Below are 24,800 nucleotides of genomic sequence, written 5' to 3'. Positions count from 1 at the left end.
CTCAGGACAGCAGCACGGCCAGGTGGCCACCCAGCCGTTCCGCCGCCTCGGGCCAGGTGGTGGAAACCCCGATTGTAGAAAGGTCCACCGTTTGCAGCCCGGCATAACCGCAAGGGTTGATGCGCGAAAAGGGTTCCAGGTCCATGGCCACGTTCAGCGCCAGGCCGTGGTAGGTGCAGTGGCGGCTGACCTTGACGCCCAGCGCCGCGATCTTGCCGAGCCCCTCGAACGACGGGCCGGTGCCGCGTTCGATCGCGTTGTGCGAGAACGGGTCCGCCGGGCGCACGTAGATGCCCGGCGCGCCGCTCACGCGGTGCCCGGTGACGCCGTGGTCGCGCAGCGTGCGCAGCACGGCCTCCTCGAGCCGGAACACGTATTCCTTGACGAAGTACCCGCGCCGGCGCAGGTCGACCAGCGGATAGGCGACGACCTGGCCGGGGCCGTGGTAGGTGACCTGGCCGCCGCGGTTGGTCTGCACCACCGGAATGTCGCCGGGCGCCAGCAGGTGGTCGGCGCGGCCGGCCAGGCCCTGGGTGAACACGGGCGGGTGCTCGCACAGCCACAGCTCGTCGGGCGTGGCGTCCTCGCGCGCCTCGGTGAAGGCGCGCATCGCCTCGTAGGTGGGCAGGTAGTCCACCCGCCCGAGCACGCGCGTGCGCATGCGCGCTAGAGGACCACCTTCACCATCGGATGCGTGGACAGCGTGCGGTACAGCTCGTCGAGCTGCTCGCGGCTGGTCGCGGTGATGGTGATCGTGATGCCCAGGTAGTTGCCCGCCTTGCTGTCGCGCAGTTCCACGGTCGCGGCGTCGAACGTCGGATCGAAGCGCTGCGCGATCATGGTGACGGCGTGGACGAAGCCGTCCACCTTCGCGCCCATGACCTTGATGGGAAAGCGCGACGGGTACTCGATCAGCGAGTCCTTGCGCGGATCGCCGGGGGCGGGCGGGGTCTGGGTCATGGGTGGTGGGGGGGTTCAGCTGGCCTGCTTCGCCCGCTGGTAGCCGGCGTAGAGCTTCTCGTAGATGGGGCCGGGGCGGCCGTTTCCAACCGGCTTGCCGTCCAGCAGGGTGACGGGCAGCACCTCCTTGGTCGCCGAGGACAGCAGCAGCTCGTCGGCCGCCAGCACGTCGGCGCGCGGGATGCGGCGCAACTCGAACGGGATGCCGGCGTCGCGGCACAGCTGCTCGATCAGGCCGTAGCGGATGCCTTCGAGCACCAGGTTGTCCTTGGGCGAGCCCAGCACCACGCCGTCCTTGACCACCCAGACGTTGGAGGCCGCGGCTTCGGAGAGCATGCCGTCGCGGAACATCACGGTTTCGATCGCGCCCTGGTCGGCGCTGATCTGCCGCGCCAGCACGGCGCCGGCGAGGCTGGTGCTCTTGACGTGCGCCTTCTTCCAGCGGAAGTCGTCCGCCGTCACGCAGGCGAAGCCCTTGGCCCGCTCCTCGGGCCCGTACAGGGCCATGCGGGTGGCCATGGCGAACACGGTCGGCTCGATGTCCAGCGGGATCACGTGGTCGCGCATGGCCACGCCGCGCGTGATCTGGATGTACACGAGCTGGTTCGTGTCCTTCGCCGCCGCGCCGGCGTGGCGCGTGTAGCCGTCGATCAGCTTCAGGACCAGCGACTGCCAGGCCTCGCGGGTCATCGGGTTGCCCATTCGCAGTTCGGCGAGGCTGCGGTCCAGCCGCGCGAGGTGCTCGGCGAAGCGGAACGGGCGGCCGCCGTACACCGGCACCACCTCGTACACGCCGTCGCCGAAGATGAAGCCGCGGTCCATCACGCTCACGCGGGCCTCGCGCAGGGTGGTGAACTCGCCGTTGAGGTAACAGGGCAGGGCGGGGAGCTTGGCGGTGTCGGTCATGGACAGGATTGTCGCGCCTCGAGCGAAGCACCCGGCTCGCGCCGGCGATGGGCCGCAGGCGCCGCGGCTGCGGTGCACTTCCAGCTGAACAGCGCGGCGCGCGCAAGGCGATGGTCGGGCTGTGTGGCGTCCACGCGTCGCGCCAGCTCGAGCACGGGCGCTGGTCGGGCATTGGTCAGGAAAGTGGCTGTTGCTGGGGGGTTTCTACTTATAATCAAGGGCTTTGTGGAATTTCAGGGCCAAAGGCCGGGGCTTCGCGTTGGACAAGAAAACAATCGCCCCGCTTCCTGAGACGACGGAGGACGAGCAGCCCCCATTCAAGCCGCTGAGCGCCGAAGAGGCGCGCAAGCTGCGCGAGCAATACCCGCCGGTGTCCCCCTGGTGGGTGGTGGGGGGGCAGGCGGTGGTGGGTCTGGTCGCGGCGCTCGTGGCCTGGCTCGTCACCGGCAAGCCGGGCATTGGGTGGTCCGCCGGTTACGGCGCGCTGGCCGTGATGATTCCCGCCGCGTTGTTCGCGCGGGGCATCACCGGGCGGTTCTCCTCGCTCAACGCCGGCACGGCAGCCTTCGGGTTCCTGCTGTGGGAGATGGTCAAGATCGCCTTGACGGTGGCCATGATGATGGCCGCCCCGAGGCTGGTGCGCGAGTTGAGCTGGCCCGCCCTGCTGGTGGGGCTGGTGCTCGCGATGAAGGTGTACTGGGTGGCGCTGGCGTTCGCACCGCGCAAGCGTCCCCCGCAGTGAAACTGAGAGACGAACGAACAACATGGCTGCTGAACACACGGCGTCCGAGCAGGGCCGCACCGCCGGCGAGTACATCGTCCACCACCTGACCTTCGCGCAGAACCACAAGCCTGGCAACGTCGTCGACTTCACCGTCTTCAACTACGACTCGATCATCGTCGCGGTCCTGCTGGGCGTGATCAGCTGCTGGCTGCTCTGGCTGGCCGCCCGCAAGGCGACCTCCGGCGTGCCCGGCCGCTTCCAGGCCGCGGTGGAGATGCTGCTGGAGATGGTCGACTCGCAGGCCAAGGGCATCGTGCACAACGCCACCAGCCGCAAGTTCGTCGGCCCGCTGGCACTGACGGTGTTCGTCTGGATCTTCATGCTCAATGCGATGGACCTGCTGCCGGTCGACCTGCTGCCCTGGATCTGGGGCCAGGTCTACGGCGCCGCCGGCCACGACCCCGAGCACGCCTACCTGCGCGTGGTGCCCACCGCCGACCTGTCGGTCACCATGGGCCTGTCGCTGTCGGTGCTGCTGATCTGCCTGTACTACAACATCAAGATCAAGGGCGCCGGCGGCTGGGCGCACGAGCTGTTCACCGCCCCGTTCGGCAACCATCCCGCGCTGTGGCCGTTCAACTTCCTGATGCAGATCATCGAGTTCGTGGCCAAGACCGTCTCGCACGGCATGCGGCTGTTCGGCAACATGTACGCCGGCGAGCTGATCTTCCTGCTGATCGCCCTGATGGGCGGCGCGTTCTCGCTCACCGCCACCGGCATCGGCCTGGCCATCGGCCACATCATCGCCGGCACGGCCTGGGCCATCTTCCACATCCTGATCATCACGCTGCAGGCCTTCGTCTTCATGATGCTGACGCTCGTCTACGTCGGCCAGGCCCACGACGCCCACTGATCAGCCGGTTCGTTTTTCCCTTCCCTTAACCACCACCAAAGTCCTTAGGAGCAATCATGGAAGTTATCAGCTTTGTCGCCCTGGCCGCCGGCCTCATCATCGGCCTCGGCGCCATCGGCGCCTGCATCGGCATCGGCATCATGGGCAGCAAGTACCTCGAGTCGGCCGCCCGCCAGCCCGAGCTGATGAACGAGCTGCAGACCAAGATGTTCCTGCTGGCCGGCCTGATCGACGCCGCGTTCATCATCGGCACCGGTATCGCCCTGTGGTTCGCCACCGCCAACCCGTTCCTGGGCCAGCTGGCCAACCTGCCGAAGTAAGCCGCTTTCGGGCGTCCTTCCTTCCGTCAACGTCTTCCCCGGGGCGAGCCGCGCGCCGGGGACAAGGATGAACAAGTGAGCATCACCGGTACCCTCATCATTCAGATGATCGTGTTCCTGATCCTGGTCGGGTTCACGATGAAGTACGTGTGGCCGCCGATCGCCGCCGCGCTCGACGAGCGTGCCGCCAAGATCGCCGAGGGTCTGGCCGCCGCCGATCGCGCCAAGTCCGAGCTGGCCGCCGCCAACGCGAAGGTCGACCAGGAACTGGCCAAGTCGCGCAACCAGATCGCCTCGCTGCTGGCCGATGCCGAGCGCCGCGCGCAGGGCATCATCGAAGAGGCCAAGGGCCGGGCCACGGAAGAGGCCAACAAGATCATCGCTTCCGCCAAGGCCGAGGCCGACCAGCAGTCCGTCAAGGCCCGCGAGGCGCTGCGCGACCAGGTCGCCACGCTGGCGGTCCGTGGCGCCGAGCAGATCCTGCGCAAGGAAGTGAACGCCGGCGTCCACGCCGAGCTACTCAACCGCCTGAAGACCGAGCTGTAAGGGAACCGAGATGGCCGAACTCGCCACCATCGCCCGCCCGTACGCCGAGGCGCTGTTCAAGTCGACCCAGTCCGACCTGAACGGCACCGGGCAGTGGCTCGACTCGCTGGCCGCCGTGGCCGGCAACGACCGACTGCTGCAGTTCGCGGGCAACCCCAAGGTCCGCGACCAGGAGGTCTACGACCTGATCGCCGGCATCGTGCGCGAGCCGCTGCCGCCGGTGGGCCAGAACTTCCTGCGCACGGTGATCGAGAACGGCCGCCTGGCCGCGCTGCCGGAGGTGGCCGCGCAGTACCGCGAGATGATGAACGCCCAGGGCGGCTCCTCCGACGCGGTGGTCTACAGCGCCTTCCCGATCCCGGCCTCGCAGCTCGGTGAGGTGGCGCAGACGCTCGAGCGCCGCTTCGGCCGCAAGCTCAATGTCACGGTGCAGGAAGATCCCTCGCTGATCGGCGGCATCCGCGTCGTGGTCGGCGACGAGGTGCTGGACACCTCGGTCAAGGCCCGCCTCGAACAAATGAAAGTCGCGCTGACGGCGTAAGCCGCCCCGCTCCCAAGGACACAAGGAACGAGACATGCAGCTCAATCCCGCAGAAATTAGCGAACTGATCAAGAGCCGGATCGAAGGCCTGGCCGCCAGCGCCGACATCCGCAACCAGGGCACGGTGATCTCCGTGACCGACGGCATCGTGCGCATCCACGGCCTGTCCGATGCGATGGCCGGCGAGATGCTGGAATTCCCCGCCACCAAGGAAGGCGTCCCCACGTTCGGCCTCGCGCTGAACCTGGAGCGCGACTCCGTCGGCGCGGTGATCCTGGGCGAGTACGAGCACATCTCCGAAGGCGACACCGTCAAGTGCACGGGCCGCATTCTCGAAGTGCCCGTCGGCCCCGAGCTGATCGGCCGCGTGGTCAACGCCCTCGGCCAGCCGATCGACGGCAAGGGCCCGATCAACGCCAAGATGACGGACGTGATCGAGAAGGTCGCCCCCGGCGTGATCGCCCGCAAGTCGGTGGACCAGCCGGTGCAGACCGGCCTGAAGTCGATCGACTCGATGGTGCCGATCGGCCGCGGCCAGCGCGAGCTGATCATCGGCGACCGCCAGACCGGCAAGTCCGCCGTCGCGGTCGACACGATCATCAACCAGAAGGGTCAGAACATGACCTGCGTGTACGTCGCCATCGGGCAGAAGGCGTCCACGATCAAGAACCTGGTGCGCGCGCTGGAGCAGAACGGGGCGATGGAATACACCATCGTCGTGGCCGCCTCCGCTTCCGAATCCGCCGCCATGCAGTACGTCTCCGCGTACGCCGGCTGCACGATGGGCGAGTACTTCCGCGATCGCGGCCAGGACGCGCTGATCATCTATGACGACCTGTCCAAGCAGGCCGTCGCCTACCGCCAGGTCTCGCTGCTGCTGCGCCGCCCGCCGGGCCGCGAAGCCTACCCCGGCGACGTGTTCTACCTGCACAGCCGCCTGCTGGAGCGCGCCGCGCGCGTGAACGCCGACTACGTGGAAGCCTTCACCAAGGGTGAAGTCAAGGGCAAGACCGGCTCGCTGACCGCGCTGCCGATCATCGAGACGCAGGCCGGCGACGTGTCCGCGTTCGTGCCGACCAACGTGATCTCGATCACCGACGGCCAGATCTTCCTGGAAACCAGCCTGTTCAACGCCGGCATCCGCCCCGCCATCAACGCCGGTATCTCGGTGTCGCGCGTGGGTGGTGCGGCCCAGACCAAGCTGATCAAGTCGCTGTCCGGCGGCATCCGGACCGACCTGGCGCAGTACCGCGAGCTGGCCGCGTTCGCGCAGTTCGCCTCCGACCTGGACGCCGCCACGCGCAAGCAGCTCGATCGCGGCGCCCGCGTGACGGAGCTGCTCAAGCAGCCGCAGTACAGCCCGCTGCCCATCTCGCTGATGGCCGCCTCGCTGTTCGCGGTGAACAAGGGCTACTTCGACGACCTCGACGTCAAGAAGGTGCTGTCGTTCGAGTCCGGCCTGCACGCCTGGCTGAAGGACAAGCACGCCGCCCTGATCAACAAGCTGGAAACCAACAAGGCCATGGACAAGGACGCCGAGGCCGAGCTGACCAGCGCGATCGAGGCCTTCAAGAAGACCTTCGCCTAAACCCCTTCCGTTCTGGCCGAGCCTGTCGAAGCCCTTCGACAGGTTCGGGGCGAACGGGGGAAAAGGAACCAAGCATATGGCTGCAGGCAAAGAGATTCGCGGCAAGATCAAGTCGGTGGAGAACACCAAGAAGATCACCAAGGCCATGGAAATGGTCGCCGCCTCCAAGATGCGCAAGGCGCAGGACCGCATGCGCGCGGCCCGGCCCTACAGCGACAAGGTGCGCAACATCGCCGCCAACCTCGGCAAGGCCAACCCCGAGTACACCCACGCCTTCATGCGCCACAACGACGTGAAGGCGGTGGGTTTCATCGTGGTGTCCACCGACAAGGGGCTGTGCGGCGGCCTGAACACCAACATGCTGCGCGCGGTCACGACCAAGCTGCGCGAGCTGCAGGAGCAGGGCGTGCAGTCGCAGGTCGTTGCCATCGGCAACAAGGGCCTGGGCTTCATGAACCGCATCGGCGCCAAGGTCGTGTCGCACGTCACCCAGCTGGGCGACACGCCGCACCTCGAGCGCCTGATCGGCCCCGTGAAGGTGCTGCTGGACCAGTACGCCGAGGGCAAGCTGTCGGCGGTGTACCTGTGCTACACCAAGTTCATCAACACGATGAAGCAGGAGCCGGTGGTCGAGCCGCTGCTGCCGCTGTCCGCCGAGCGGATGCGGGCGGAGACCCACGCCGCCGGCGAGCACGGCTGGGACTACATCTACGAGCCCGACGCCCAGACCGTCATCGACGACCTGCTGCTTCGCTACGTCGAGGCGCTGGTGTACCAGGCGGTGGCCGAGAACATGGCCTCCGAGCAGTCCGCGCGCATGGTGGCCATGAAGGCCGCGACGGACAACGCAGGCAACCTCATCGGCGAGCTCAAGCTGGTCTACAACAAGACGCGCCAGGCAGCGATCACGAAGGAACTCTCCGAGATCGTGTCCGGCGCCGCGGCTGTTTAAATTCTTTGGAGCAAACAATGGCTCAAGCGAACAACCAAACGAACGCAAGCGTTCAGGGAAAAATCGTCCAGTGCATTGGCGCCGTGGTGGACGTCGAGTTCCCGCGCGACAAGATGCCGCGCGTGTACGACGCGCTGAAGATGGAAGGCACCGCGCTGACGCTGGAAGTGCAGCAGCAGCTGGGTGACGGCGTGGTGCGCACCATCGCGCTGGGCTCGTCCGACGGCCTGCGCCGCGGCTCGATGGTCTACAACACCGGCGCGCCGATCACGGTGCCGGTGGGCAAGGCCACCCTCGGCCGCATCATGGACGTGCTGGGCAACCCGATCGACGAGCGCGGCCCGGTGGACCAGACCCACACGGCCTCCATCCACCGCAAGGCCCCCGCGTACGACGAGCTGTCGCCGTCGCAGGAGCTGCTGGAGACGGGCATCAAGGTGATCGACCTGATCTGCCCGTTCGCCAAGGGCGGCAAGGTGGGCCTGTTCGGCGGCGCCGGCGTGGGCAAGACCGTGAACATGATGGAGTTGATCAACAACATCGCCAAGGCGCACTCGGGCCTGTCGGTGTTCGCCGGCGTGGGTGAGCGCACCCGCGAGGGCAACGACTTCTACCACGAGATGGCCGACTCCGGCGTGGTGAACCTGGACGACCTGGCCGCCTCGAAGGTGGCCATGGTGTACGGCCAGATGAACGAGCCCCCGGGCAACCGCCTGCGCGTGGCGCTCACGGGCCTGACCATCGCCGAGTCGTTCCGCGACGAAGGCCGCGACGTGCTGTTCTTCGTGGACAACATCTACCGCTACACGCTGGCCGGCACCGAAGTGTCCGCGCTGCTGGGCCGCATGCCCTCCGCCGTGGGCTACCAGCCGACGCTGGCCGAGGAAATGGGCCGCCTGCAGGAGCGCATCACCTCCACCAAGGTCGGCTCGATCACCTCGATCCAGGCCGTGTACGTGCCCGCCGACGACCTGACCGACCCGTCGCCCGCGACGACGTTCGCCCACCTGGACGCCACCGTGGTGCTGTCGCGCGACATCGCCGCCCTGGGCATCTACCCCGCCGTGGACCCGCTAGACTCCACCAGCCGCCAGGTCGACCCCAACGTCGTCGGCGAGGACCACTACACCACGACCCGCGCCGTGCAGCAGACGCTGCAGCGCTACAAGGAACTGCGCGACATCATCGCCATCCTGGGCATGGACGAACTGTCGCCGGAAGACAAGCTGGCCGTGGCCCGCGCCCGCAAGATCCAGCGCTTCCTGTCGCAGCCGTTCCACGTGGCCGAGGTGTTCACCGGCTCGCCCGGCAAGTACGTGCCGCTGGCCGAGACCATCCGCGGCTTCAAGATGATCGTGGCCGGCGAGTGCGACCACCTGCCCGAGCAGGCCTTCTACATGGTCGGCACCATCGACGAGGCCTTCGAGAAGGCCAAGAAGCTGGCGTCGTGAGGCCTTGCGGGACAGCGCAGGCAGGCAACGCGGCCTGCCCTGTCCCCAACTGACTAAGGACCGCAAGTGGCAGATCCCACCCACACCATCCACGTCGACGTGGTGAGCGCCGAGGAGTCGATCTTCTCGGGCGAGGCGCGCTTCGTCGCCCTGCCCGGCGAGGCCGGCGAACTCGGCATCTTCCCGCGCCACACGCCGCTCATCACGCGCGTGCGGCCCGGCTCGGTGCGCATCGAGAAGGCCGACGGCGGCGAGGAGTTCGTGTTCGTGGCCGGCGGCATCCTCGAGGTGCAGCCCAACCGCGTCACCGTCCTGTCCGACACCGCCATCCGCGGCAAGGACCTCGATGAGGAAAAGGCCAACGAGGCGCGGCTCGCCGCCGAGGAGGCGCTGAAGAACGCCAAGAGCGAGATCGACATCGCCAAGGCGCAGTCCGAACTCGCCGTGATGGCCGCGCAGCTCGCGGCGTTGCGCAAGTTCCGCGAGCGCAAATGACATCGGCGGACGGGCGCCGCAGCGATGCGGTGCCGCCGTCCACCTGAAGACCGCGTCGGCACGATCGGCGCGCCGGGCTCCAGTCCACCAGGCTGGGGCCCTTTTTGTTGCCAGCGGACTTCGATCACGTTTTGTTACGCGCCGGGGGGTCGCGGCTTCGGGTCAGTCCGAACACGGGCCGGCGGGCGCCGCGCATATGCTCGAGCCAGAGCTCTGTCGATGAGCCGGGCCAGATGGAGGGCCCTTCCATGCGCAAGTTGTTCTGCACCGTGCTGCTCGCGGCCTCGCCGCTCGCCTTCGCCGACATCGTGGTCGGCCAGTCCGCGCCGCTGACCGGCGGCAACGCCGAGCTGGGCAACGACATCCGCAACGGGGCGCTGGCGTACTTCAAGAAGGTCAACGACGCCGGCGGGGTGGGCGGCCACAAGCTCAAGCTGGTGACCCTGGACGACCGCAACGACACCAAGGCGTCGGCGGAGAACACCAGGAAGCTGCTCGACGACGAGGGCGCCGTCGCGCTGTTCGGCTACGCCTCGGCGACGCTGAGCATCCCGGCGATGCCGGCGGTAGCGGAAGCCCGGGTGCCGTTCTTCGCCCCGTTCACCGGCGCCGACACCATCCGCAAGCAGAACGACTACGTCTACACGATCCGCGCCACTTACGTGGACGAGATCGAGAAGATCATCAACTTCTGGGGCAACCTGGGCAACACCAGCGTCACGGTGCTGCACTACGACGACGCGGTGGGCAAGCAGAACTTCGACACCGTGGCCACCGTCCTCAAGAAGTTCAACCGCACGCCGGTGTCGGTGCCCATCAAGCGCAATGCCGAAGTCACCGACGCCGAGGTGAAGCAGGTGATCGCGTCCAATCCCAACGTGCTGGTCATCACGACGCTGTATGCGCCCGCGGCGCAGTTGGTGAAAAAACTCAAGGCCGCCGGCCGCGCCTCGATGATCACCAGCCTGTCGTTCGCCGGCGCCACCCAGCTGGCCAAGGCGCTCGGCCCCGACGCCAACAACGTCTCGGTCTCCATCACGGTTCCCAATCCGCGCTCGCAGGCCGTGCCGGTGGTGCGCGAGTGCGCCGAGGCCTGGGCCGGCGCCGGCCACAAGGAGACGATGTCGGTCACCGCGCTCGAGGCGTGCATCGGCGCCAAGGTGCTGATCGAGGGGATGCGCCGCACGGGCAAGGACGTCACGCGCGCCTCGCTGCACAAGGCGCTGGCCGCCCTCGGCCGCTACGACGCCGGCGGCTACGTGGTCGACTTCAAGCCGAACTTCCACCACGGCGGCAGCTACGTCAGCATCGCGCTGCTGCGCCCGAACGGCGAAGTGCGCGACTGACGCCGCTGCGCGCGAACCAGCCAGGGCGCCTGCGGGCGCCCTGTTGCATGGAGCGCGCGCGGCAACGGGTGACGGCGCCGGCCGCGCGCAGCGAGGATCAGCCCAGCACGGGCCGGTCGGGCAGCTCGTTGGGGCGCACGGCGTCCGGGGCGCTCGGGAAATGCTGCACCAGCAGCGCCGAGACTTCCTCCAGCGCCTGCGTCAACCCGTCCTCGTAGCGGCCCTCGCGGAACGCGGTGCGCATGTGCTGCACGATGCGGCTCCAGTGGGCGGGCTCGACGCAGCGCGCCAACGCGCGGTCGGCGACGACCTCGATCGCATGCTCGGCCAGCAGCAGGTACACCAGGCAGCCGTTGTTGTGCTCCGTGTCCCAGACGCGCAACTTGCCGAACATGGCCACCGCCCGCTCGCGCGCCGTGGCATCGCGCCACAGGTAGCTCAGGGGAAGGGCCGCCTCCACGTAGATGCGGATCTCGCCCGTGTGGCGCTTCTCGCTCGCCGCCACGCGCGCGGCCAGCCGCTCCACCATGGCCGGCGGCACCGCCTTGCGCGTGGCGCCGTCGTCGAGCCAGCCATGGCGAAGGATGCGTTTGAACCGGGCCAGCATCACCAATCTCCCGAGGCGCCGCCGCCGCCGAAGTCACCGCCACCGCCGGAGCTGAAGCCGCCGCCGCCACCGCCGCGGCCCCAGCCTCCGCCGCCCCCGCCGGCGCCCCAGCCGCCGGTGCCGCCGATCCAGGGCCCGCCGACCCAGCCGCCGCGGCGGGCGCCGCCCAGGCCGGAAAACAGCGACACCGCCAGGCCGATGAGGCCGGCGACCAGCGCGACGGCGATGCTCGAGGTGATCAGGAACGCCAGCACGCCCACGCCGCCGCCGGTGATCACCGTCCCCAGCGGCCGGCCGAAGATGCGTCGCAGCACGGCGCCGGCGATGGGCACGGCAAAGAACAGGAAGATCGCCAGGTCGAACCAGTCGAAGCCGTTGCCGCCGCGCCCGCCCTCGCCGTCGGGCCAGGTGCGCTGCGGCGGCGGCGCCGGCAGCGCCTCGCCGTTGATGCGCGCGATCAGCTGGTCCACGCCGGCCTGCAGGCCGCCGGCGAAGTCGCCCTGGCGAAAGCGCGGCGTGATGGCATCGTCGATGACCTGGCGCGCGGCCAGGTCGGGGATGGCCCCTTCGAGCGTCTTGGCCACCTCGATGCGGACCTTGCGGTCGTTCTTGGCCACGATGACCAGCACCCCGTCGCCGACCTGCTTGCGGCCGATCTTCCAGGCGTTGGCCACCCGGTTGGCATAGCTGCCGATGTCCTCGGGCTGCGTGGTGGGCACCAGCAGCACCGCGATCTGGGTGCCCTTGGCCTTCTCGAAGTCGGCCAGCTTCTGCTCGAGCCCGGTGCGCTGGATGTCGTCGAGCGTGGCGGTCTGGTCGATCACGCGCGCCGTGAGCGCGGGCACCGGCAGCACGCCCTGGGCGAGCGACGCCCCCGCGAAGGACAGCGCCAGCGCCCAGGCGAAGAACAGCTTGCGCATCAGCCCGCCGTGACGGCGCCGGTCACTTCTTCGGCGCGCTGGCGCCGAAGTCGACTTGCGGCGGCGTGGAGATCTGCGCCTCGTTCTGCACCGTGAAGCTGGGCTTGGGCTGGTAGCCGAAGGCCATCGCGGTGAGGTTGGTGGGGAAGCTGCGCGAGAGCACGTTGTACTCCTGCACCGACTGGATGTAGCGGTTGCGGGCCACCGTGATGCGGTTCTCGGTGCCTTCGAGCTGCACGCGCAGGTCGCGAAAGCCCTGGTTGGCCTTCAGGTCCGGATAGCGCTCGCTCACCACCATCAGCCGGCTGAGCGCGCTGGACAGCTCGCCCTGCGCCTGCTGGAACTTCTGGAACGCCTCGGGGTTGTTGATCGTCTCGGGCGTCACCTGCATCGAGGTCGCCTTGGCGCGCGCCTCGACCACGCGGGTGAGTGTTTCCTGCTCGAAGTTGGCCTCGCCCTTGACGGTGGCCACCAGGTTGGGCACCAGGTCCGCGCGGCGCTGGTACTGGTTCAGCACCTCGGCCCAGGCCGAGCGGGTCTGCTCATCGAGCCGCTGAAAGTCGTTGTAGCCGCAACCGGACAGGGCGAGCGCGGCGGCAAGGACAACGAACCAACGTTTCATCGTGATCTCCTGGGGCTGGGCAGGCCGGACGGTAGCATAGATGCGATGCGCGATGCGCCGTTTCAAGCCCTGCAGGCCGCCGCGCGCGGCGCGCCCGTCGCCCGTGCCGACCGCCCCCGCCTGGTGATCGCCGGCGCCACCGGCGCGCTGGGCGCCGAGGTGCTGCGCCGCCTGGTCGGCCAGCGGCAATTCGCGTCGACCCAGGTGCTCGCGCGCGAGCCCATCACGGCCGGCGTGCGCGGCGTCGGCACGACGCTCGTGCCCGACGATGACCCCGACCAGTGGCCCGCGGGCGCCGCGGACACCGGGGTCGTGCTGTTCGAGCCGCCGCGCCTGTTCTACGACCGCGAGCGGGCCCTGTGGACCCCGCTGCCCGGACAGCTGCCGGCGCTGGCGCGCTGGATGCGGCGCAGCGGCGTGTCCACGCTCGCCCTGGTGCTGCCGCACGCGCAGGGCCGCCTGCCCGAGGCGCTCAAGCGCGGGCTCGCCAACCTCGACGAGCATGCGGTCGCCGCGTCCGGGTTCGAGCGCGTGCTGATCGTGCGCTCGGCCCAGAAGCCCCGGGGCGACGGCGTGCGCGGCTGGCTGCCGGCGCTGGCGCGCTGGATGCTGTCGGTCACCCGGTACATGGTCCCCAGCCGCGAGCAGCCCGTGCGATCGCCCAAGATCGCCGAGTTCGTCGCGTTCGCGCTGCAGCTGGCCCCGCCGGGCATCCATGTCGCCGCGTCCGAGCTGGTCTGGTCGGCCGCGCAGGGCGACGTGCGCGAGGCGGTGCGGCGCTGGCTGCGGCCGGAATCGGGCTAAATTGCACCCATGCGCAAGTCCAAGCTCCAGGCGGCCAACCTCGAGGGCAATGCCGACGACATCGAGGCGGCGTTCTACGACGCCTTGCAGAACGCAGACATCGACAAGCTGATGGCCTGCTGGGCCGACGAGGACGAGATCGTCTGCATCCATCCCGGCGGCCCGCGCGTGGTCGGCCCGGTGGCCATCCGCGCCACCTTCGAGGCCATGTTCGCCAACGGCAGCATCCGTGCCTGGCCCGAGCGGGTGCGCAAGGTCGAGTCGATCGCCAGCTGCGTGCACAACCTGCTCGAGCGGGTGGAAGTGCTCACGCCGCAGGGCCCGCGCGAAGCCTGGGTGATCGCCACCAACATCTGGCACCGGACCACCCAGGGCTGGCGCCTCGTCGCGCACCACGCCAGCCCCGGCACGCCCAGCGAGATCCAGGAGGTCTCCGACACGCCCTCCGTGCTGCACTGATGCGGCTGCCGGCCGACGCGACGGTCCCGCGGTACGCCGCGCCGTGGTGGTTGCCGGGCGGCAACCTGCAGACGATCTGGCCGGCGCTGTTCGCGCGCCGCACCGCCGACGGCTCGCCCGAGTACCGGCGCGAGCGCTGGAGCACGCCGGACGGCGACTTCATCGACCTCGACTGGCGCATCGCGCAGACGGCGCCCGCGCCGGGCGCGGCCCTGCTGGTGCTGTTCCACGGCCTGGAGGGCTCGTCGCGCAGCCATTACGCCGAAGCGTTCGCCGACGCCGCACGCCGGCGCGGGCTGCACTACGTGGTGCCGCACTTTCGCGGCTGCAGCGGCGAGCTCAATCACGGGCCGCGTGCCTACCACTCGGGCGACTACGAGGAGGTGCAGTGGATCCTGGCCCGCCTGCGCGAGCGGCACGCCGGGCCGCTGCTGGCGGTGGGCGTGTCGCTCGGCGGCAATGCGCTGATGCGCTGGGCCGGCGAGGCCGGGCAGCAGGCGGCGCGGCTGGCCGACGCGGTGGCGTCGGTCTGCTCGCCGATCGACCTGGCCGCCGGCGGCACGGCGATCGGGCGCGGCTTCAACCGGCTGGTGTACACGACCATGTTCCTGCGCACGATGCGGCCCAAGGCGCTGGCCAAGCTTGCGCAGCACCCGGGCCTCTTCGATCGCGAGGCGCTGCTGGCCGCGCGCGACCTGTACGAGTTCGACAACGTGTTCACCGCGCCGCTGCACGGCTTCAGGGACACCGAGGACTACTGGGCGCGGGCCTCGGCCAAGCCGCACCTGGCGCGCATCCGCATCCCGGCGCTGGTGCTCAATGCGCGCAACGACCCGTTCGTGCCGGCCGCGAGCCTGCCCGCGGCCGCCGCCGTGGGCGACTGGGTGCGCCTGTGGCAGCCGCGCCAGGGCGGCCATGTGGGCTTTCCCGCCGGCGGCTGGCCGGCGCACGTGCGCTGGATGCCCGAGCACGTGACCGACTGGCTGCTCGCCTGCCTCGGCTGAGGTGTCGCGCGGGCGTCCCCCGGGGCGACCCTCGCCGGGTTTGTCCGGACACCACGCGCGCCGCCGCGCGGCGATAAACGGACCGAGGACGACCACCGCCCGATGCCCCCCGGATCCCCACCGCCCCTGCTCGACGTCCGCGGCGTCACGGTCCGCTTCGGCGGCATCACGGCGCTGGATGCGGTGTCGTTCGCGGTCGCCCCCGGCACCATCGCCGGGCTCATCGGCCCCAACGGCGCCGGCAAGACCACGCTCTTCAACTGCCTGTCGCGGCTGTACGTGCCCAGCGAAGGCAGCATCCTGTTCGAGGGCGCGCCGCTGGAGCGCCAGGCGCCGCACCGCATCGCCGCGCTGGGCATCGGCCGCACGTTCCAGAACCTGGCCCTGTTCCGCACGATGAGCGTGCGCGACAACGTCATGGTGGGCGGCCATTGCCGCAGCAGCAGCGGCTTCGTCGCCAACGCGCTGCGGCTGCCGCACGTGCGGCGCGAGGAACACCGGCTGGCCGACCAGGCGCGCGTGCTGATCGAGCTGCTCGAGCTCGGCGAGGTGGCCCATCGGCCGGTCTCCGACCTGCCGTTCGGCACGGCCAAGCGGGTCGAGTTCGCCCGCGCCCTGATGAGCCAGCCCAAGCTGCTGCTGCTCGACGAGCCCGCGGGGGGTCTGAACCACGAGGAGGTCGACGGGCTGCGCCTGCTGCTGCGCCGCATCCAGCGCGAACTGCACCTGACCATCCTGCTCGTCGAGCACCACATGAACATGGTGATGCGCGTGTCCGACCAGGTGATCGCGCTGGACTTCGGCAAGAAGATCGCCGACGGCACGCCGGCGGACGTGCAGGCCAACCCGGACGTGGTGCGCGCCTACCTGGGGGCCGAGGCATGAGCGAGCCGCTGCTGCAGGTGCGGGCGCTGCACGCGCAGTACGGGCCGACCCGGGTGCTGCACGGCATCGACTTCGACGTGCGCCAGGGCGGCATCACCACCATCCTGGGCGCCAACGGCGCGGGCAAGACGACCACCTTGCGCGCCGTGTGCGGCATGGTGCGCACGCAGGGCGAGGTGCTGCTGGGCGGCGAGCGCATCGACGGCAAGCCCACCGAGTCCATCGTGCGCCTGGGCGTCGCCCACGTGCCCGACGGCCGCGGCACCTTCATGAACCTCACCGTGGAGGAGAACCTGCGCCTGGGCGCCTACACGCGGCGCGACCGCGACCAGGTGCAGGCCGACCGCGAGCGCGTGTTCGCCTGGTTCCCGCGCCTGCGCGAGCGGCTGCGCCAGCAGGCCGGCACGCTCTCCGGCGGCGAGCAGCAGATGCTGGCCGTCTCGCGCGCGCTGATGCTGCGCCCGCGGCTGCTGCTGCTGGACGAGCCGTCCTTCGGCCTGGCGCCGCGCATCGTGCAGGAGCTGTTCGAGATCTTCGGCGAGATCAACCGCAGCCAGGGCACCAGCATGCTGCTGGTCGAGCAGAACGCCGCGCTCGCGCTGCGCCTGGCCGACCACGCCTACCTGCTGGAGACCGGCCGCGTGGTCATCTCCGGCAGCGCCGAATCGATCCGCAACGACGAGTCGGTGCGGCGCTCGTACCTGGGCTATTGAGGAGGACCGGCACCCCATGGACTTGCTGCTGCACCAGGTGCTCTCGGGGCTGGCCACCGGCGGCATCTATGCCAGCGTGGCGCTGGCGCTGGTGATGATCTACCAGGCCACGCACCTGGTGAACTTCGCGCAGGGCGAGATCGCGATGTTCGCCACCTACCTGGCCTGGACGCTGATCCAGGCCGGCCTGCCGTACTGGGTGGCGTTCTTCCTCACGGTGGCGGTGGCCTTCGGCGGCGGCGTCGTCATCGAGCGGGTGATCGTGCGCCCGGTGGAGAACGGCTCGGTGCTGTCGGTGGTCATCGTCTTCATCGGCCTGCTGGTGATCTTCAACAGCCTGGCCGGCTGGATCTACAGCTACACGATCAAGCCCTTCCCGAGCCCGTTCCCGTCGGACGCCGGCATCGGCGGGTTCCTGTCCGGCCACGAGGTCGGCTCGATGGCGGTGACGCTGGTCGTGCTGCTGCTCGTGTTCGGCTTCTTCCGCTTCACGCCGCTGGGCCTGGCGATGCGCGCCGCCGCGCAGAACCCGGCGTCCAGCCGCCTCGTGGGCGTGCGCGTGGGCTGGATGCTCGCGCTGGGCTGGGGCCTCGCATCGGCCATCGGCGCCATCGCCGGCATGATGGTCGCGCCCATCGTCTTCCTGGAGCCGAACATGATGGGCGGCATCCTGCTGTATGCCTTCGCCGGCGCGCTGCTCGGCGGCATCGACAGCCCCGGCGGCGCGGTGCTCGGCGGCTTCATCGTCGGCGTGCTGGAGAACATCGTGGGCATGTACCTGGGCACCGAGCTGAAGCTGACCGTGGCCCTGATGATCATCGTCGCGGTGCTGGTGGTGCGGCCCTCGGGGCTGTTCGGCAAGGTCCACGTGGCGCGGGTGTGACGATGGACAAGGACCTCACCCAACCCGCCTCCAAGCCGCGCCCGTCGCTCGGCCGGGCGCAGCTCGCCGGCCTGGCCGTGCTGCTGGTGCTGGCCTGCGTGCTGCCGTTCGTGCTCGGCAACTACCGCGTGTTCCAGCTCACGCTGGCGCTGGCCTACGCCATCGCCATCCTGGGGCTCAACATGCTCACGGGCTTCAACGGCCAGATCTCGCTGGGTCACGGCGCGTTCTTCGCCATCGGCGCCTACACGGCGGCCATCCTGATGGACCAGGCGGGCCTGCCGTACTGGGCCACCATCCCGCTGGCCGGGCTGGCGTGCTTCGTCGCCGGCTTCCTGTTCGGCCTGCCGGCGCTGCGCCTGGAGGGTCTGTACCTGGCGCTGGCCACCTTCGCGCTGGGCGTCGCCATGCCGCAGATCCTCAAGCACAAGGCGCTGGAGCACTGGACCGGCGGGGCGATGGGCGTGGTGATCATCAAGCCCGACCCGCCCGCGGGCGTGCCGCTGTCGCAGGACCAGTGGCTGTACTTCTTCACCCTGGCCTGGGTGCTGGTGCTGTTCGTGGCCGGCTGGAACCTGCTGCGCGGGCGCGTCGGCCGGGCCCTGATCGCCATCCGCGACCAGCCCACCGCGGCGCAGGCGATGGGCGTGAACACCGCCCTGTACAAATCGCTCACCTTCGGCGTGTCGGCGCTGTACACCGGCATCGCCGGCGCGCTGGCGGCCATCGCGGTGCAGTTCGCCTCGCCGGACTCGTTCTCCATCTTCCTGTCGCTCACGCTGCTGGTGGGCGTGGTGGTGGGCGGGCTGGCGTCGATCTCGGGCGCGTTCTACGGCGCGCTGTTCATCCAGTTCATCCCCAACCTGGCCGACCAGATCTCCAAGGCCGCCCCGTGGGCGATCTACGGGGTGTTCCTGATCGGCTTCATGTACCTCATGCCCACCGGCGTGGCCGGTCTCGTGCGCTTCGTGCGGCACCGCCTGGGCAACCGGTAGCGCGCCCGCGGGCCGCGATGTGCAAGTGTGCTGTCTCGTGTGACTGGAAAGGAAGGACCATGACATCCCCCAGGATTCCCCGTCGTACCGTCGTCATCGCCGCTGGCCTCGCGCTCGGTGGCTCGTTGCTGCCGGCCGGCGCATTCGCGCAGGCCAAGGAGATCAAGCTCGGGCAGACCATGCCGTACAGCGGCCCGGCCTCGGCCTACGGCACCATCGGCAAGGTGCAGCAGGCGTACTTCAAGATGATCAACGACCAGGGCGGCATCAACGGCCGCATGGTCAACCTGCTGTCGGTCGACGACGGCTACAGCCCGCCCAAGGCGGTGGAGCAGGTGCGCAAGCTGGTCGAGCAGGACGAGGTGGTGGCGCTGTTCCAGACCCTGGGCACGCCCAGCAACTCGGCGATCCACAAGTACGTCAACGCCAAGAAGGTGCCGCACCTGTTCGTGGCCACCGGCGCGACCAAGTGGAACGACCCCAAGGGCTTCCCGTACACCTTCGGCTTCAACCTGAGCTACCAGACCGAGGGCGAGATCTACGCGCGCTACATCCTGAAGGAAAAGCCCAACGCCAAGATCGCGATCCTGTACCAGAACGACGACTACGGGAAGGACGTGCTGGCGGGCGTCAAGCGCGTGCTGGCCGGCGACAAGGGCAAGATGATCGTGGCCGAGCAGACCTACGAGGTGACGGATCCGACCGTGGACTCGCAGATCCTCACGCTCAAGGCCTCGGGCGCCGACACGCTGATCAACATCACCACGCCCAAGTTCGCCGCCCAGTCGATCCGCAAGGTGGCCGACTCGGGCTGGAAGCCGCTGCACTTCATCAACAACGTCGGCGCGTCGGTCGGCTCGGTGCTCACGCCCGCGGGCCTGGACAAGTCGGTCGGGCTGATCACGGTGCAGTACTACAAGGACGCCAACGACCCGCAGTGGAAGGACGACCCGGCCATGCTCGAGTGGCGCGGCTTCATGGGCAAGTACTACCGCGACGGCAACGTCGCCGACGCCAGCAACATCTACGGCGTGATCGCCGCGCAGCTGATGGTGCAGGTGCTCAAGCAGTGCGGCAACGACCTGTCGCGCGAGAACATCCGCAAGCAGGCCGAGGCGGTCAGGAACTTCAAGTCGGGGCTGCTGCTGCCGGGCATCACGCTCAACACCAGCGCGAGCGACCACGCGCCGGTCGAGCAGGCCCAGCTGTCCAGGTTCGACGGCAAGCAGTGGGTGCTGTTCGGCCAGGTGCTGGGCGGCTCGCAGTAGCGGTGCCGCCGCTGCGCGACGGCGTGGCGCCTGGGGCCTAACGCGCCGGCGCGCGCACCGCGACCGCGCTGGCGGCCGGAATCGAGGCGGTGGCGGCGGACGCGGGCGCGCGGGCTGCCGCCGCCGGTGCCGGCGCCGAAGCAGGCGCGTTGGCGGCGGAGGCGGCCGCTGCAGCGGCGCTCGCCGCCGCATTGCCGCTGCCGGGCGGCCAGCCGACGTCGGCGGCATTGCGTGGCTTGCCGATCGGGGCCTGCGCCTGGCCCTTCTGCACCGCGGCGATGTCCTCGTCGTTCGGGTACAGGTTCATCAGCCAGTAGTCGAACACGCGGCGCGCGATCGGCGCCGAGTTGGCGCCGCCGAAGCCGGCGTTTTCCACCACCATCGCCAGCGCGATCTTCGGGTCCTCGGCCGGGGCGTAGGCCATGTACAGCGCGTGGTCGCGGTGGCGCTCGTCCAGCTGCGAGGCGTTGTACTTCTGGTTCTGCGCGATCGTGATCACCTGCGCCGTGCCGGTCTTGCCGCCGCTGGTATAGCCCGCGCCGCGGAACGCGGCGGCGCCCGTGCCTTCGATGTTCACCCCGACCAGCGCCTTGCGGATGACGGCCAGGTTCTCCGGCTTGACGCGCAGCGGGTCGGCTTCCACCGGGGCGATCTTCTGCCCCTGGTGGGTGCTGATGTCCACGATCTCGCTGACCAGGTGGGGCTTCATGCGCACGCCGTTGTTGGCCACCGTGGCGATGGCGTTGGCGATCTGCAGGATGGTGAAGTTGTTGTAGCCCTGGCCGATGCCCAGCGAGATGGTCTCGCCGGCGTACCAGCGCTGCTGCTCGGGCCGCTTGTAGGCCCGGCGCTTCCACTCGGTGGAGGGCAGCAGGCCGCGCGACTCGCCGGCGATGTCGATGCCCGTGTACTCGCCAAAGCCGTAGTGCGAGAGCTGGTCGTGGATCAGGTCCACGCCCATGTCGTTGGCCAGCAGGTAGTAGTACGTGTCGCACGACTGCACGATCGACTTGTACATGTCGACGGTGCCGTGGCCCTCGGGCTTGTCGTCGCGGAACTTGTGGTTGCCGAACCAGAAGTGGCCGGGATCGGAGATGGCCTGCTCGGGCCGGCGCTTGCCCGTCTCCAGCGCGGCCAGCGCCATGAACGGCTTGAAGGTCGAGCCGGGCGGGTAGGTGCCGCGCAGCGCCCGGTTCAGCAGCGGCTTGTCGATCGACTCGTTCAGGGCCTGCCAGTTCTCGGTGTCGATGCCGTCGACGAACAGGTTGGGGTCGAACGTCGGCTTGGAGACGAACGCCAGGATCTCGCCGGTCTTCGGGTCCATCGCCACCAGCGCGCCGCGCCGGTTGCCGTACAGGTCCTCGACCAGTTTCTGCAGCCGGATGTCGATGCCCAGCTTGAGCGTGTTGCCCGGCGTCGCGGGGCTGCTGGCCAGCTTGCGCACGGCGCGCCCGCCGGCCGACGTCTCGACCTGCTCGACGCCGGTGGTGCCGTGCAGCTGCCGCTCGAAGCTGTGCTCCACGCCCAGCTTGCCGATGTACTCGGTGCCGCGGTAGTTGGCCTGGTCCTCGTCCGACCAGTCGTCCTGCTGCGCCTTCTCGGCCTGGTTGATGCGGCCGATGTAGCCGATCACGTGGCTGGCCAGCTCGCCCCACGGGTAGTTGCGGAACAGGCGGGCCTTGATGTCCACGCCGGGGAACCGGTAGCGCTGGGCGGTGAACTTCGCCACTTCCTCGTCGGTGAGCTTGGTGCGGATCGGCAGCGACTCGAAGCCCTTGGTCTCCTCCAAGAGCTTCTTGAACCGGCGCCGGTCACGCGGCTGGATGTCGATGACCTGCGCCAGCGCGTCGATCGTGCGGTCCAGCGAATCGGTCAGGCGGGTGGGCGAGATCTCCAGCGTGTAGGCCGAGTAGTTGGTGGCCAGCACGATGCCGTTGCGGTCCAGGATCAGGCCGCGGTTGGGAACGATCGGCACGATCGAGGTGCGGTTGTTCTCGGCCTGCTCGCTCAGGTCCTCGTGGCGGAACACCTGCAGGTACACCAGCCGGCTGGCCAGCAGCACGAAGCACACCAGCACCACCAGGCTGGCCGCGAGCACCCGCGCGCGAAAGCGCGAGAGGTCGGCTTCGACGTTCCTGAGTTCGGTCATGGATTCGTGCCGGCGCTTGCGCGCCGATGGCGTGCGGGTTCGAGCACTCTAATCAGTTGAGGACAGGGCAAGCGTGCCGCGGCGCGGCCCTCCTGGTCTGTCCCGCAAGGTCTCACAAGGGCCGATTCTCGTCCGGATCGGGCGCGCGGCGCTGCGGCGCGAGCAGGATGATGCTCACGACGGGCCAGAGCAGGGCTTCGATCACGGGGGCGAGCAGGAACGAGACACCGGGGAACATGCCGCCGGCGATCATGCGGATGGCCAGCTCGATGGCGTGCGCGGCCACGAACAGCGGCAGCACCTGCACCGCCTGCGAGGGCACCGTGAACCACAGCAGCCGGCGGTGGATGGTGATGGCGAAGAAGCTCAGCGCCGTGTAGGCCAGCGCGTGCTGGCCGAGCAGCGAGGCCTGGTGCACGTCCATCGCGATGCCGAACAGGAACGCGGCGCCGATGCCCACGCGCAGCGGCTGGTGCACGCTCCAGAACACCAGCGTGAGCGCCAGCACGTCGGGCATCCACGGCGTGCGCCCGAGCGGCAGCATGTTGACCAGCAGGGCCAGCACCAGGCTGGTCCAGATGAAGAACGGATTGGCCGGCAGCAGCAGCTGCTGGCCGGGGCGCATGATCATGGCGACACCCCCCCGGGGCCCTTCTTCCTGGCCCCCTGCGGCAGCGCCGGCTCGGCGGGGGGGCGCTGCGGGATCTGGGCCGACACCGGCTTGAGCACCATCACGTGCCGGGCGCCGTCGACCAGCGCCTGCGGCACGCAGTAGATGCGGGCGAAGGCGGAGTCGGCCCGGCGCTCGACCTTGGCGACCTTGCCCACCGGCAGCCCGGGCGGATAGACGCCGTCGACGCCGCTGGTGGTGAGCAGGTCGCCCGCCTGCACGTCCGAGTTGCCGGCCATGAAGCGCAGCTCCAGCGCGCCTTCGTGGGCGCCGCTGGGGTCGCCGTAGGCCACGCTGCGCGCGCCGGTGCGGGTGTTCAGCACGGGGATGGCCTGGTCGCGGTCGGTGATCAGCGTCACCTCGCTGATCAGCGGGTGCACGCGCGTGACCTGGCCGAGCACGCCCGATTCGTCGATCACCGGCGAGCCCTCCTGCAGGCCCTGCGCCATCCCCTTGTCGATGACCACCTTGCGCGTGTACGGGTCGGCGGCGTCATAGAGCACCTCCGCCGCCTGCGACGGCGTGGCGAGCCGCTCGCGCAGCCCCAGCAGCTTGCGCAGGCGGTCGTTCTCGAGCGCGAGCTGCTCGACCTGGTTGGCGCGCAGGGACTGCTGGGCGAGCTTGACGCGCGCGGCGGCCTCGGTGATCTGAGCGCTACGCACCGAGATCAGGTACTCGCCCGCGGTGCGCACAGCCAGCACCGGCTGCAGCGCCACCCACTGCACCGGGTACAGCACGGTGGCCACGCCGGCGCGCAGCGGCTGGGTGAGCTTGAAGCGGGTGTCGGCCACCATCAGGAACAGCGCCAGCGAGCTGAACACCATCAGCTTGGACAGCGCCGAGGGGCCCTGCTTGAAGAAGGGCGGCGGGTTGCGATCGAGGGTGCCTAACGGCATGGCGCGGGGAAGTCGCTGCGCGCGGTGGTCGGTAGGCGGGGCGGGCGATGGACGGTGGCGCAGCCCTGGACGCTGCGCTGCAGCCGGGTCGTGCCGCGCCGCGGCCTCATCGCGTCATTCGCTGGTGAAGATCGAGCCCAGGCGCTCCATGCTCTCGAGCGCGATGCCGCAGCCGCGCACGACGCAGGTGAGCGGGTCTTCGGCCACCAGCACGGGCAGCCCGGTTTCCTCGGCCAGCAGGCGATCGAGGTCGCGCAGCAGCGCGCCGCCGCCGGTGAGCATCATGCCGCGCTCGGCGATGTCGGCGCCCAGCTCGGGCGGGGTGCTCTCGAGGGCGTTCTTCACCGCCGAGACGATGTTGTTCAGCGGATCGGTCAGCGCCTCCAGGATCTCGTTGGACGAGATCGTGAACGAGCGCGGCACGCCCTCGGAGAGGTTGCGGCCCTTGACCTCGATCTCCTTGACCTCGCTGCCGGGGAAGGCGGAGCCGATGTTCTTCTTGATCGCCTCGGCCGTCGGCTCGCCGATCAGCATGCCGTAGTTGCGGCGGATGTAGCTGATGATCGCCTCGTCAAACTTGTCGCCGCCGACGCGCACGCTGCCCTTGTACACCATGCCGCCCAGCGAGATGACGCCCACCTCGGTGGTGCCGCCGCCGATGTCCACGACCATCGAGCCGCTGGCCTCGGACACCGGCAGGCCGGCGCCGATGGCGGCGGCCATGGGTTCCTCGATCAGGTAGACCTCGCTCGCGCCGGCGCCCAGCGCCGATTCGCGGATGGCGCGGCGCTCCACCTGGGTGGAGCCGCAGGGCACGCAGATGATGATCCGCGGGCTGGGCTTGAGCACCGAGCGCGGATGCACCATCTTGATGAACTGCTTGAGCATCTGCTCGGTGATGGTGAAGTCGGCGATCACGCCGTCCTTCATCGGGCGGATCGCCTCGATGTTGCCGGGGACCTTGCCCAGCATGGCCTTGGCCTCGTGGCCCACGGCCTGGATGGTCTTCTTCCCCTGCGGGCCGCCTTCGTGGCGGATGGCGACCACCGAGGGCTCGTCCAGCACGATCCCCTTGTCCCGGACGAAGATCAGCGTGTTGGCGGTGCCCAGGTCAATGGCCAGGTCGGTCGACAGGTACCGACGGAACGCTCCGAACATGGGGGATCCTCTTCTTCTGCGAAAG

28 protein-coding genes are annotated in these 24,800 nt (G+C 69.4%); 18 read left to right on the top strand and 10 right to left on the bottom strand.

The features are described from left to right. Position 1: 1 nt before the first annotated feature. From lipB to AC3ANR_RS00210, 3 genes are read right to left on the bottom strand one after another with little or no spacing between them, the layout of a single operon-like run. A complete protein-coding gene (gene lipB, locus AC3ANR_RS00220) occupies positions 2-661 on the bottom strand; it encodes a lipoyl(octanoyl) transferase LipB (protein ID WP_488289872.1) in 660 nt (219 codons plus the stop codon). A 5-nt stretch (positions 662-666) separates the two neighbouring features. Next, entirely contained in the window at positions 667-960 is a 294-nt protein-coding gene (locus AC3ANR_RS00215) for a YbeD family protein (protein WP_488289871.1), read from the bottom strand. 15 nt (positions 961-975) lie between these two features. Next, on the bottom strand, positions 976-1,866 hold the full coding sequence (locus tag AC3ANR_RS00210) for a D-amino acid aminotransferase (RefSeq protein WP_488289870.1): 891 nt from the start codon (positions 1,864-1,866) through the stop codon (positions 976-978). A gap of 259 nt (positions 1,867-2,125) precedes the next feature. Here AC3ANR_RS00210 and AC3ANR_RS00205 point away from each other — a divergent pair, with 259 nt between their 5' ends. The 10 genes from AC3ANR_RS00205 (at position 2,126) to AC3ANR_RS00160 (ending at position 10,742) form a co-directional block, all read left to right on the top strand. Continuing rightward, positions 2,126-2,608 carry an ATP synthase subunit I gene (locus tag AC3ANR_RS00205; protein ID WP_488291853.1) on the top strand — a complete coding sequence of 161 codons (483 nt, stop codon included), beginning with the start codon at positions 2,126-2,128 and terminating at the stop codon, positions 2,606-2,608. A 22-nt stretch (positions 2,609-2,630) separates the two neighbouring features. Further along, positions 2,631-3,503: a F0F1 ATP synthase subunit A gene (atpB, locus tag AC3ANR_RS00200; protein ID WP_488289869.1), complete on the top strand. Its 873-nt coding sequence runs from the start codon at positions 2,631-2,633 to the stop codon at positions 3,501-3,503. A 56-nt stretch (positions 3,504-3,559) separates the two neighbouring features. Then, the gene (gene atpE / locus AC3ANR_RS00195; RefSeq protein ID WP_227753795.1) at positions 3,560-3,823 is read left to right on the top strand and encodes a F0F1 ATP synthase subunit C; all 264 of its coding nucleotides are present in this window, start codon (positions 3,560-3,562) and stop codon (positions 3,821-3,823) included. A gap of 75 nt (positions 3,824-3,898) precedes the next feature. Beyond that, a complete protein-coding gene (locus tag AC3ANR_RS00190; RefSeq protein WP_488289868.1) occupies positions 3,899-4,369 on the top strand; it encodes a F0F1 ATP synthase subunit B in 471 nt (156 codons plus the stop codon). Positions 4,370-4,379: 10 nt separating this feature from the next. Next, positions 4,380-4,910 (top strand): F0F1 ATP synthase subunit delta, encoded by a 531-nt coding sequence (locus AC3ANR_RS00185; RefSeq protein ID WP_488289867.1) that lies wholly within the window; start codon positions 4,380-4,382, stop codon positions 4,908-4,910. 34 nt (positions 4,911-4,944) lie between these two features. Then, positions 4,945-6,498: a F0F1 ATP synthase subunit alpha gene (gene atpA / locus AC3ANR_RS00180; RefSeq protein WP_488289866.1), complete on the top strand. Its 1,554-nt coding sequence runs from the start codon at positions 4,945-4,947 to the stop codon at positions 6,496-6,498. Positions 6,499-6,574: 76 nt separating this feature from the next. Continuing rightward, a complete protein-coding gene (gene atpG / locus AC3ANR_RS00175) occupies positions 6,575-7,450 on the top strand; it encodes a F0F1 ATP synthase subunit gamma (RefSeq protein ID WP_488289865.1) in 876 nt (291 codons plus the stop codon). Between the two features lie 17 nt (positions 7,451-7,467). Next, positions 7,468-8,901: a F0F1 ATP synthase subunit beta gene (atpD, locus tag AC3ANR_RS00170; protein WP_488289864.1), complete on the top strand. Its 1,434-nt coding sequence runs from the start codon at positions 7,468-7,470 to the stop codon at positions 8,899-8,901. A 66-nt stretch (positions 8,902-8,967) separates the two neighbouring features. Further along, positions 8,968-9,396, top strand: coding sequence for a F0F1 ATP synthase subunit epsilon (locus tag AC3ANR_RS00165; RefSeq protein WP_488289863.1), 429 nt, complete (start codon positions 8,968-8,970; stop codon positions 9,394-9,396). 248 nt (positions 9,397-9,644) lie between these two features. Then, entirely contained in the window at positions 9,645-10,742 is a 1,098-nt protein-coding gene (locus AC3ANR_RS00160; protein ID WP_488289862.1) for an ABC transporter substrate-binding protein, read from the top strand. A gap of 97 nt (positions 10,743-10,839) precedes the next feature. Here the strand turns inward: AC3ANR_RS00160 and AC3ANR_RS00155 are convergent, their stop codons facing one another. The 3 genes from AC3ANR_RS00155 to AC3ANR_RS00145 are packed head-to-tail and all read right to left on the bottom strand — an operon-like array spanning position 10,840 to position 12,891. After that, the gene (locus AC3ANR_RS00155; RefSeq protein ID WP_488289861.1) at positions 10,840-11,349 is read right to left on the bottom strand and encodes a TPM domain-containing protein; all 510 of its coding nucleotides are present in this window, start codon (positions 11,347-11,349) and stop codon (positions 10,840-10,842) included. Continuing rightward, positions 11,349-12,269, bottom strand: coding sequence for a TPM domain-containing protein (locus AC3ANR_RS00150; protein WP_488289860.1), 921 nt, complete (start codon positions 12,267-12,269; stop codon positions 11,349-11,351). The genes AC3ANR_RS00155 and AC3ANR_RS00150 overlap by 1 nt, the downstream gene beginning before the upstream one ends. A 22-nt stretch (positions 12,270-12,291) precedes the next feature. Beyond that, on the bottom strand, positions 12,292-12,891 hold the full coding sequence (locus AC3ANR_RS00145) for a LemA family protein (protein WP_488289859.1): 600 nt from the start codon (positions 12,889-12,891) through the stop codon (positions 12,292-12,294). A gap of 45 nt (positions 12,892-12,936) precedes the next feature. Between AC3ANR_RS00145 and AC3ANR_RS00140 the strand changes: the two genes are divergently transcribed. The 8 genes from AC3ANR_RS00140 (at position 12,937) to AC3ANR_RS00105 (ending at position 19,902) form a co-directional block, all read left to right on the top strand. After that, on the top strand, positions 12,937-13,695 hold the full coding sequence (locus AC3ANR_RS00140) for a hypothetical protein (protein WP_488289858.1): 759 nt from the start codon (positions 12,937-12,939) through the stop codon (positions 13,693-13,695). Positions 13,696-13,704: 9 nt separating this feature from the next. After that, positions 13,705-14,154 (top strand): YybH family protein, encoded by a 450-nt coding sequence (locus AC3ANR_RS00135; RefSeq protein WP_488289857.1) that lies wholly within the window; start codon positions 13,705-13,707, stop codon positions 14,152-14,154. Further along, on the top strand, positions 14,154-15,158 hold the full coding sequence (locus tag AC3ANR_RS00130; protein ID WP_488289856.1) for a YheT family hydrolase: 1,005 nt from the start codon (positions 14,154-14,156) through the stop codon (positions 15,156-15,158). The genes AC3ANR_RS00135 and AC3ANR_RS00130 overlap by 1 nt, the downstream gene beginning before the upstream one ends. A gap of 102 nt (positions 15,159-15,260) precedes the next feature. Next, positions 15,261-16,043, top strand: a complete 783-nt coding sequence (locus AC3ANR_RS00125; protein ID WP_488289855.1) for an ABC transporter ATP-binding protein — start codon at positions 15,261-15,263, stop codon at positions 16,041-16,043. After that, positions 16,040-16,756, top strand: a complete 717-nt coding sequence (locus tag AC3ANR_RS00120; RefSeq protein WP_488289854.1) for an ABC transporter ATP-binding protein — start codon at positions 16,040-16,042, stop codon at positions 16,754-16,756. Before AC3ANR_RS00125 ends, AC3ANR_RS00120 begins: the two co-directional genes overlap by 4 nt. Positions 16,757-16,772: 16 nt before the next feature. Next, a complete protein-coding gene (locus AC3ANR_RS00115) occupies positions 16,773-17,639 on the top strand; it encodes a branched-chain amino acid ABC transporter permease (protein WP_488289853.1) in 867 nt (288 codons plus the stop codon). A 2-nt stretch (positions 17,640-17,641) separates the two neighbouring features. Beyond that, positions 17,642-18,634: a branched-chain amino acid ABC transporter permease gene (locus tag AC3ANR_RS00110; protein ID WP_488289852.1), complete on the top strand. Its 993-nt coding sequence runs from the start codon at positions 17,642-17,644 to the stop codon at positions 18,632-18,634. Positions 18,635-18,693: 59 nt separating this feature from the next. Further along, entirely contained in the window at positions 18,694-19,902 is a 1,209-nt protein-coding gene (locus AC3ANR_RS00105) for an ABC transporter substrate-binding protein (protein ID WP_488289851.1), read from the top strand. Between the two features lie 37 nt (positions 19,903-19,939). Here the strand turns inward: AC3ANR_RS00105 and mrdA are convergent, their stop codons facing one another. From mrdA to AC3ANR_RS00085, 4 genes are all read right to left on the bottom strand, one after another. Beyond that, complete coding sequence (gene mrdA, locus AC3ANR_RS00100; protein ID WP_488289850.1) at positions 19,940-22,051, bottom strand: penicillin-binding protein 2; 2,112 nt, start codon at positions 22,049-22,051, stop codon at positions 19,940-19,942. A gap of 112 nt (positions 22,052-22,163) precedes the next feature. Then, positions 22,164-22,682, bottom strand: coding sequence for a rod shape-determining protein MreD (mreD, locus tag AC3ANR_RS00095; RefSeq protein WP_488289849.1), 519 nt, complete (start codon positions 22,680-22,682; stop codon positions 22,164-22,166). After that, complete coding sequence (gene mreC / locus AC3ANR_RS00090; protein ID WP_488289848.1) at positions 22,679-23,617, bottom strand: rod shape-determining protein MreC; 939 nt, start codon at positions 23,615-23,617, stop codon at positions 22,679-22,681. Before mreC ends, mreD begins: the two co-directional genes overlap by 4 nt. Before the next feature lie 114 nt (positions 23,618-23,731). Next, the gene (locus tag AC3ANR_RS00085; protein ID WP_488289847.1) at positions 23,732-24,775 is read right to left on the bottom strand and encodes a rod shape-determining protein; all 1,044 of its coding nucleotides are present in this window, start codon (positions 24,773-24,775) and stop codon (positions 23,732-23,734) included. Between the last annotated feature and the right edge of the window lie 25 nt (positions 24,776-24,800).

The organism is Ramlibacter sp. JJN2-2R (genome assembly GCF_057747835.1).
Note: the sequence above shows the minus strand (reverse complement) of the source record. Positions and strands in the feature narration are given on the sequence as shown.

What these genes read in the sequence shown, in the direction of transcription:
- lipB (WP_488289872.1), bottom strand. Translation starts at nt 661, where the DNA reads ATGCGCACGCGCGTGCTCGGGCGGGTGGACTACCTGCCCACCTACGAG.
- AC3ANR_RS00215 (WP_488289871.1), bottom strand. Translation starts at nt 960, where the DNA reads ATGACCCAGACCCCGCCCGCCCCCGGCGATCCGCGCAAGGACTCGCTG.
- AC3ANR_RS00210 (WP_488289870.1), bottom strand. Translation starts at nt 1,866, where the DNA reads ATGACCGACACCGCCAAGCTCCCCGCCCTGCCCTGTTACCTCAACGGC.
- atpB (WP_488289869.1), top strand. Translation starts at nt 2,631, where the DNA reads ATGGCTGCTGAACACACGGCGTCCGAGCAGGGCCGCACCGCCGGCGAG.
- atpE (WP_227753795.1), top strand. Translation starts at nt 3,560, where the DNA reads ATGGAAGTTATCAGCTTTGTCGCCCTGGCCGCCGGCCTCATCATCGGC.
- AC3ANR_RS00185 (WP_488289867.1), top strand. Translation starts at nt 4,380, where the DNA reads ATGGCCGAACTCGCCACCATCGCCCGCCCGTACGCCGAGGCGCTGTTC.
- atpA (WP_488289866.1), top strand. Translation starts at nt 4,945, where the DNA reads ATGCAGCTCAATCCCGCAGAAATTAGCGAACTGATCAAGAGCCGGATC.
- atpG (WP_488289865.1), top strand. Translation starts at nt 6,575, where the DNA reads ATGGCTGCAGGCAAAGAGATTCGCGGCAAGATCAAGTCGGTGGAGAAC.
- atpD (WP_488289864.1), top strand. Translation starts at nt 7,468, where the DNA reads ATGGCTCAAGCGAACAACCAAACGAACGCAAGCGTTCAGGGAAAAATC.
- AC3ANR_RS00160 (WP_488289862.1), top strand. Translation starts at nt 9,645, where the DNA reads ATGCGCAAGTTGTTCTGCACCGTGCTGCTCGCGGCCTCGCCGCTCGCC.
- AC3ANR_RS00155 (WP_488289861.1), bottom strand. Translation starts at nt 11,349, where the DNA reads ATGCTGGCCCGGTTCAAACGCATCCTTCGCCATGGCTGGCTCGACGAC.
- AC3ANR_RS00150 (WP_488289860.1), bottom strand. Translation starts at nt 12,269, where the DNA reads ATGCGCAAGCTGTTCTTCGCCTGGGCGCTGGCGCTGTCCTTCGCGGGG.
- AC3ANR_RS00145 (WP_488289859.1), bottom strand. Translation starts at nt 12,891, where the DNA reads ATGAAACGTTGGTTCGTTGTCCTTGCCGCCGCGCTCGCCCTGTCCGGT.
- AC3ANR_RS00140 (WP_488289858.1), top strand. Translation starts at nt 12,937, where the DNA reads ATGCGCGATGCGCCGTTTCAAGCCCTGCAGGCCGCCGCGCGCGGCGCG.
- AC3ANR_RS00135 (WP_488289857.1), top strand. Translation starts at nt 13,705, where the DNA reads ATGCGCAAGTCCAAGCTCCAGGCGGCCAACCTCGAGGGCAATGCCGAC.
- AC3ANR_RS00130 (WP_488289856.1), top strand. Translation starts at nt 14,154, where the DNA reads ATGCGGCTGCCGGCCGACGCGACGGTCCCGCGGTACGCCGCGCCGTGG.
- AC3ANR_RS00125 (WP_488289855.1), top strand. Translation starts at nt 15,261, where the DNA reads ATGCCCCCCGGATCCCCACCGCCCCTGCTCGACGTCCGCGGCGTCACG.
- AC3ANR_RS00120 (WP_488289854.1), top strand. Translation starts at nt 16,040, where the DNA reads ATGAGCGAGCCGCTGCTGCAGGTGCGGGCGCTGCACGCGCAGTACGGG.
- AC3ANR_RS00115 (WP_488289853.1), top strand. Translation starts at nt 16,773, where the DNA reads ATGGACTTGCTGCTGCACCAGGTGCTCTCGGGGCTGGCCACCGGCGGC.
- AC3ANR_RS00110 (WP_488289852.1), top strand. Translation starts at nt 17,642, where the DNA reads ATGGACAAGGACCTCACCCAACCCGCCTCCAAGCCGCGCCCGTCGCTC.
- AC3ANR_RS00105 (WP_488289851.1), top strand. Translation starts at nt 18,694, where the DNA reads ATGACATCCCCCAGGATTCCCCGTCGTACCGTCGTCATCGCCGCTGGC.
- mrdA (WP_488289850.1), bottom strand. Translation starts at nt 22,051, where the DNA reads ATGACCGAACTCAGGAACGTCGAAGCCGACCTCTCGCGCTTTCGCGCG.
- mreD (WP_488289849.1), bottom strand. Translation starts at nt 22,682, where the DNA reads ATGATCATGCGCCCCGGCCAGCAGCTGCTGCTGCCGGCCAATCCGTTC.
- mreC (WP_488289848.1), bottom strand. Translation starts at nt 23,617, where the DNA reads ATGCCGTTAGGCACCCTCGATCGCAACCCGCCGCCCTTCTTCAAGCAG.
- AC3ANR_RS00085 (WP_488289847.1), bottom strand. Translation starts at nt 24,775, where the DNA reads ATGTTCGGAGCGTTCCGTCGGTACCTGTCGACCGACCTGGCCATTGAC.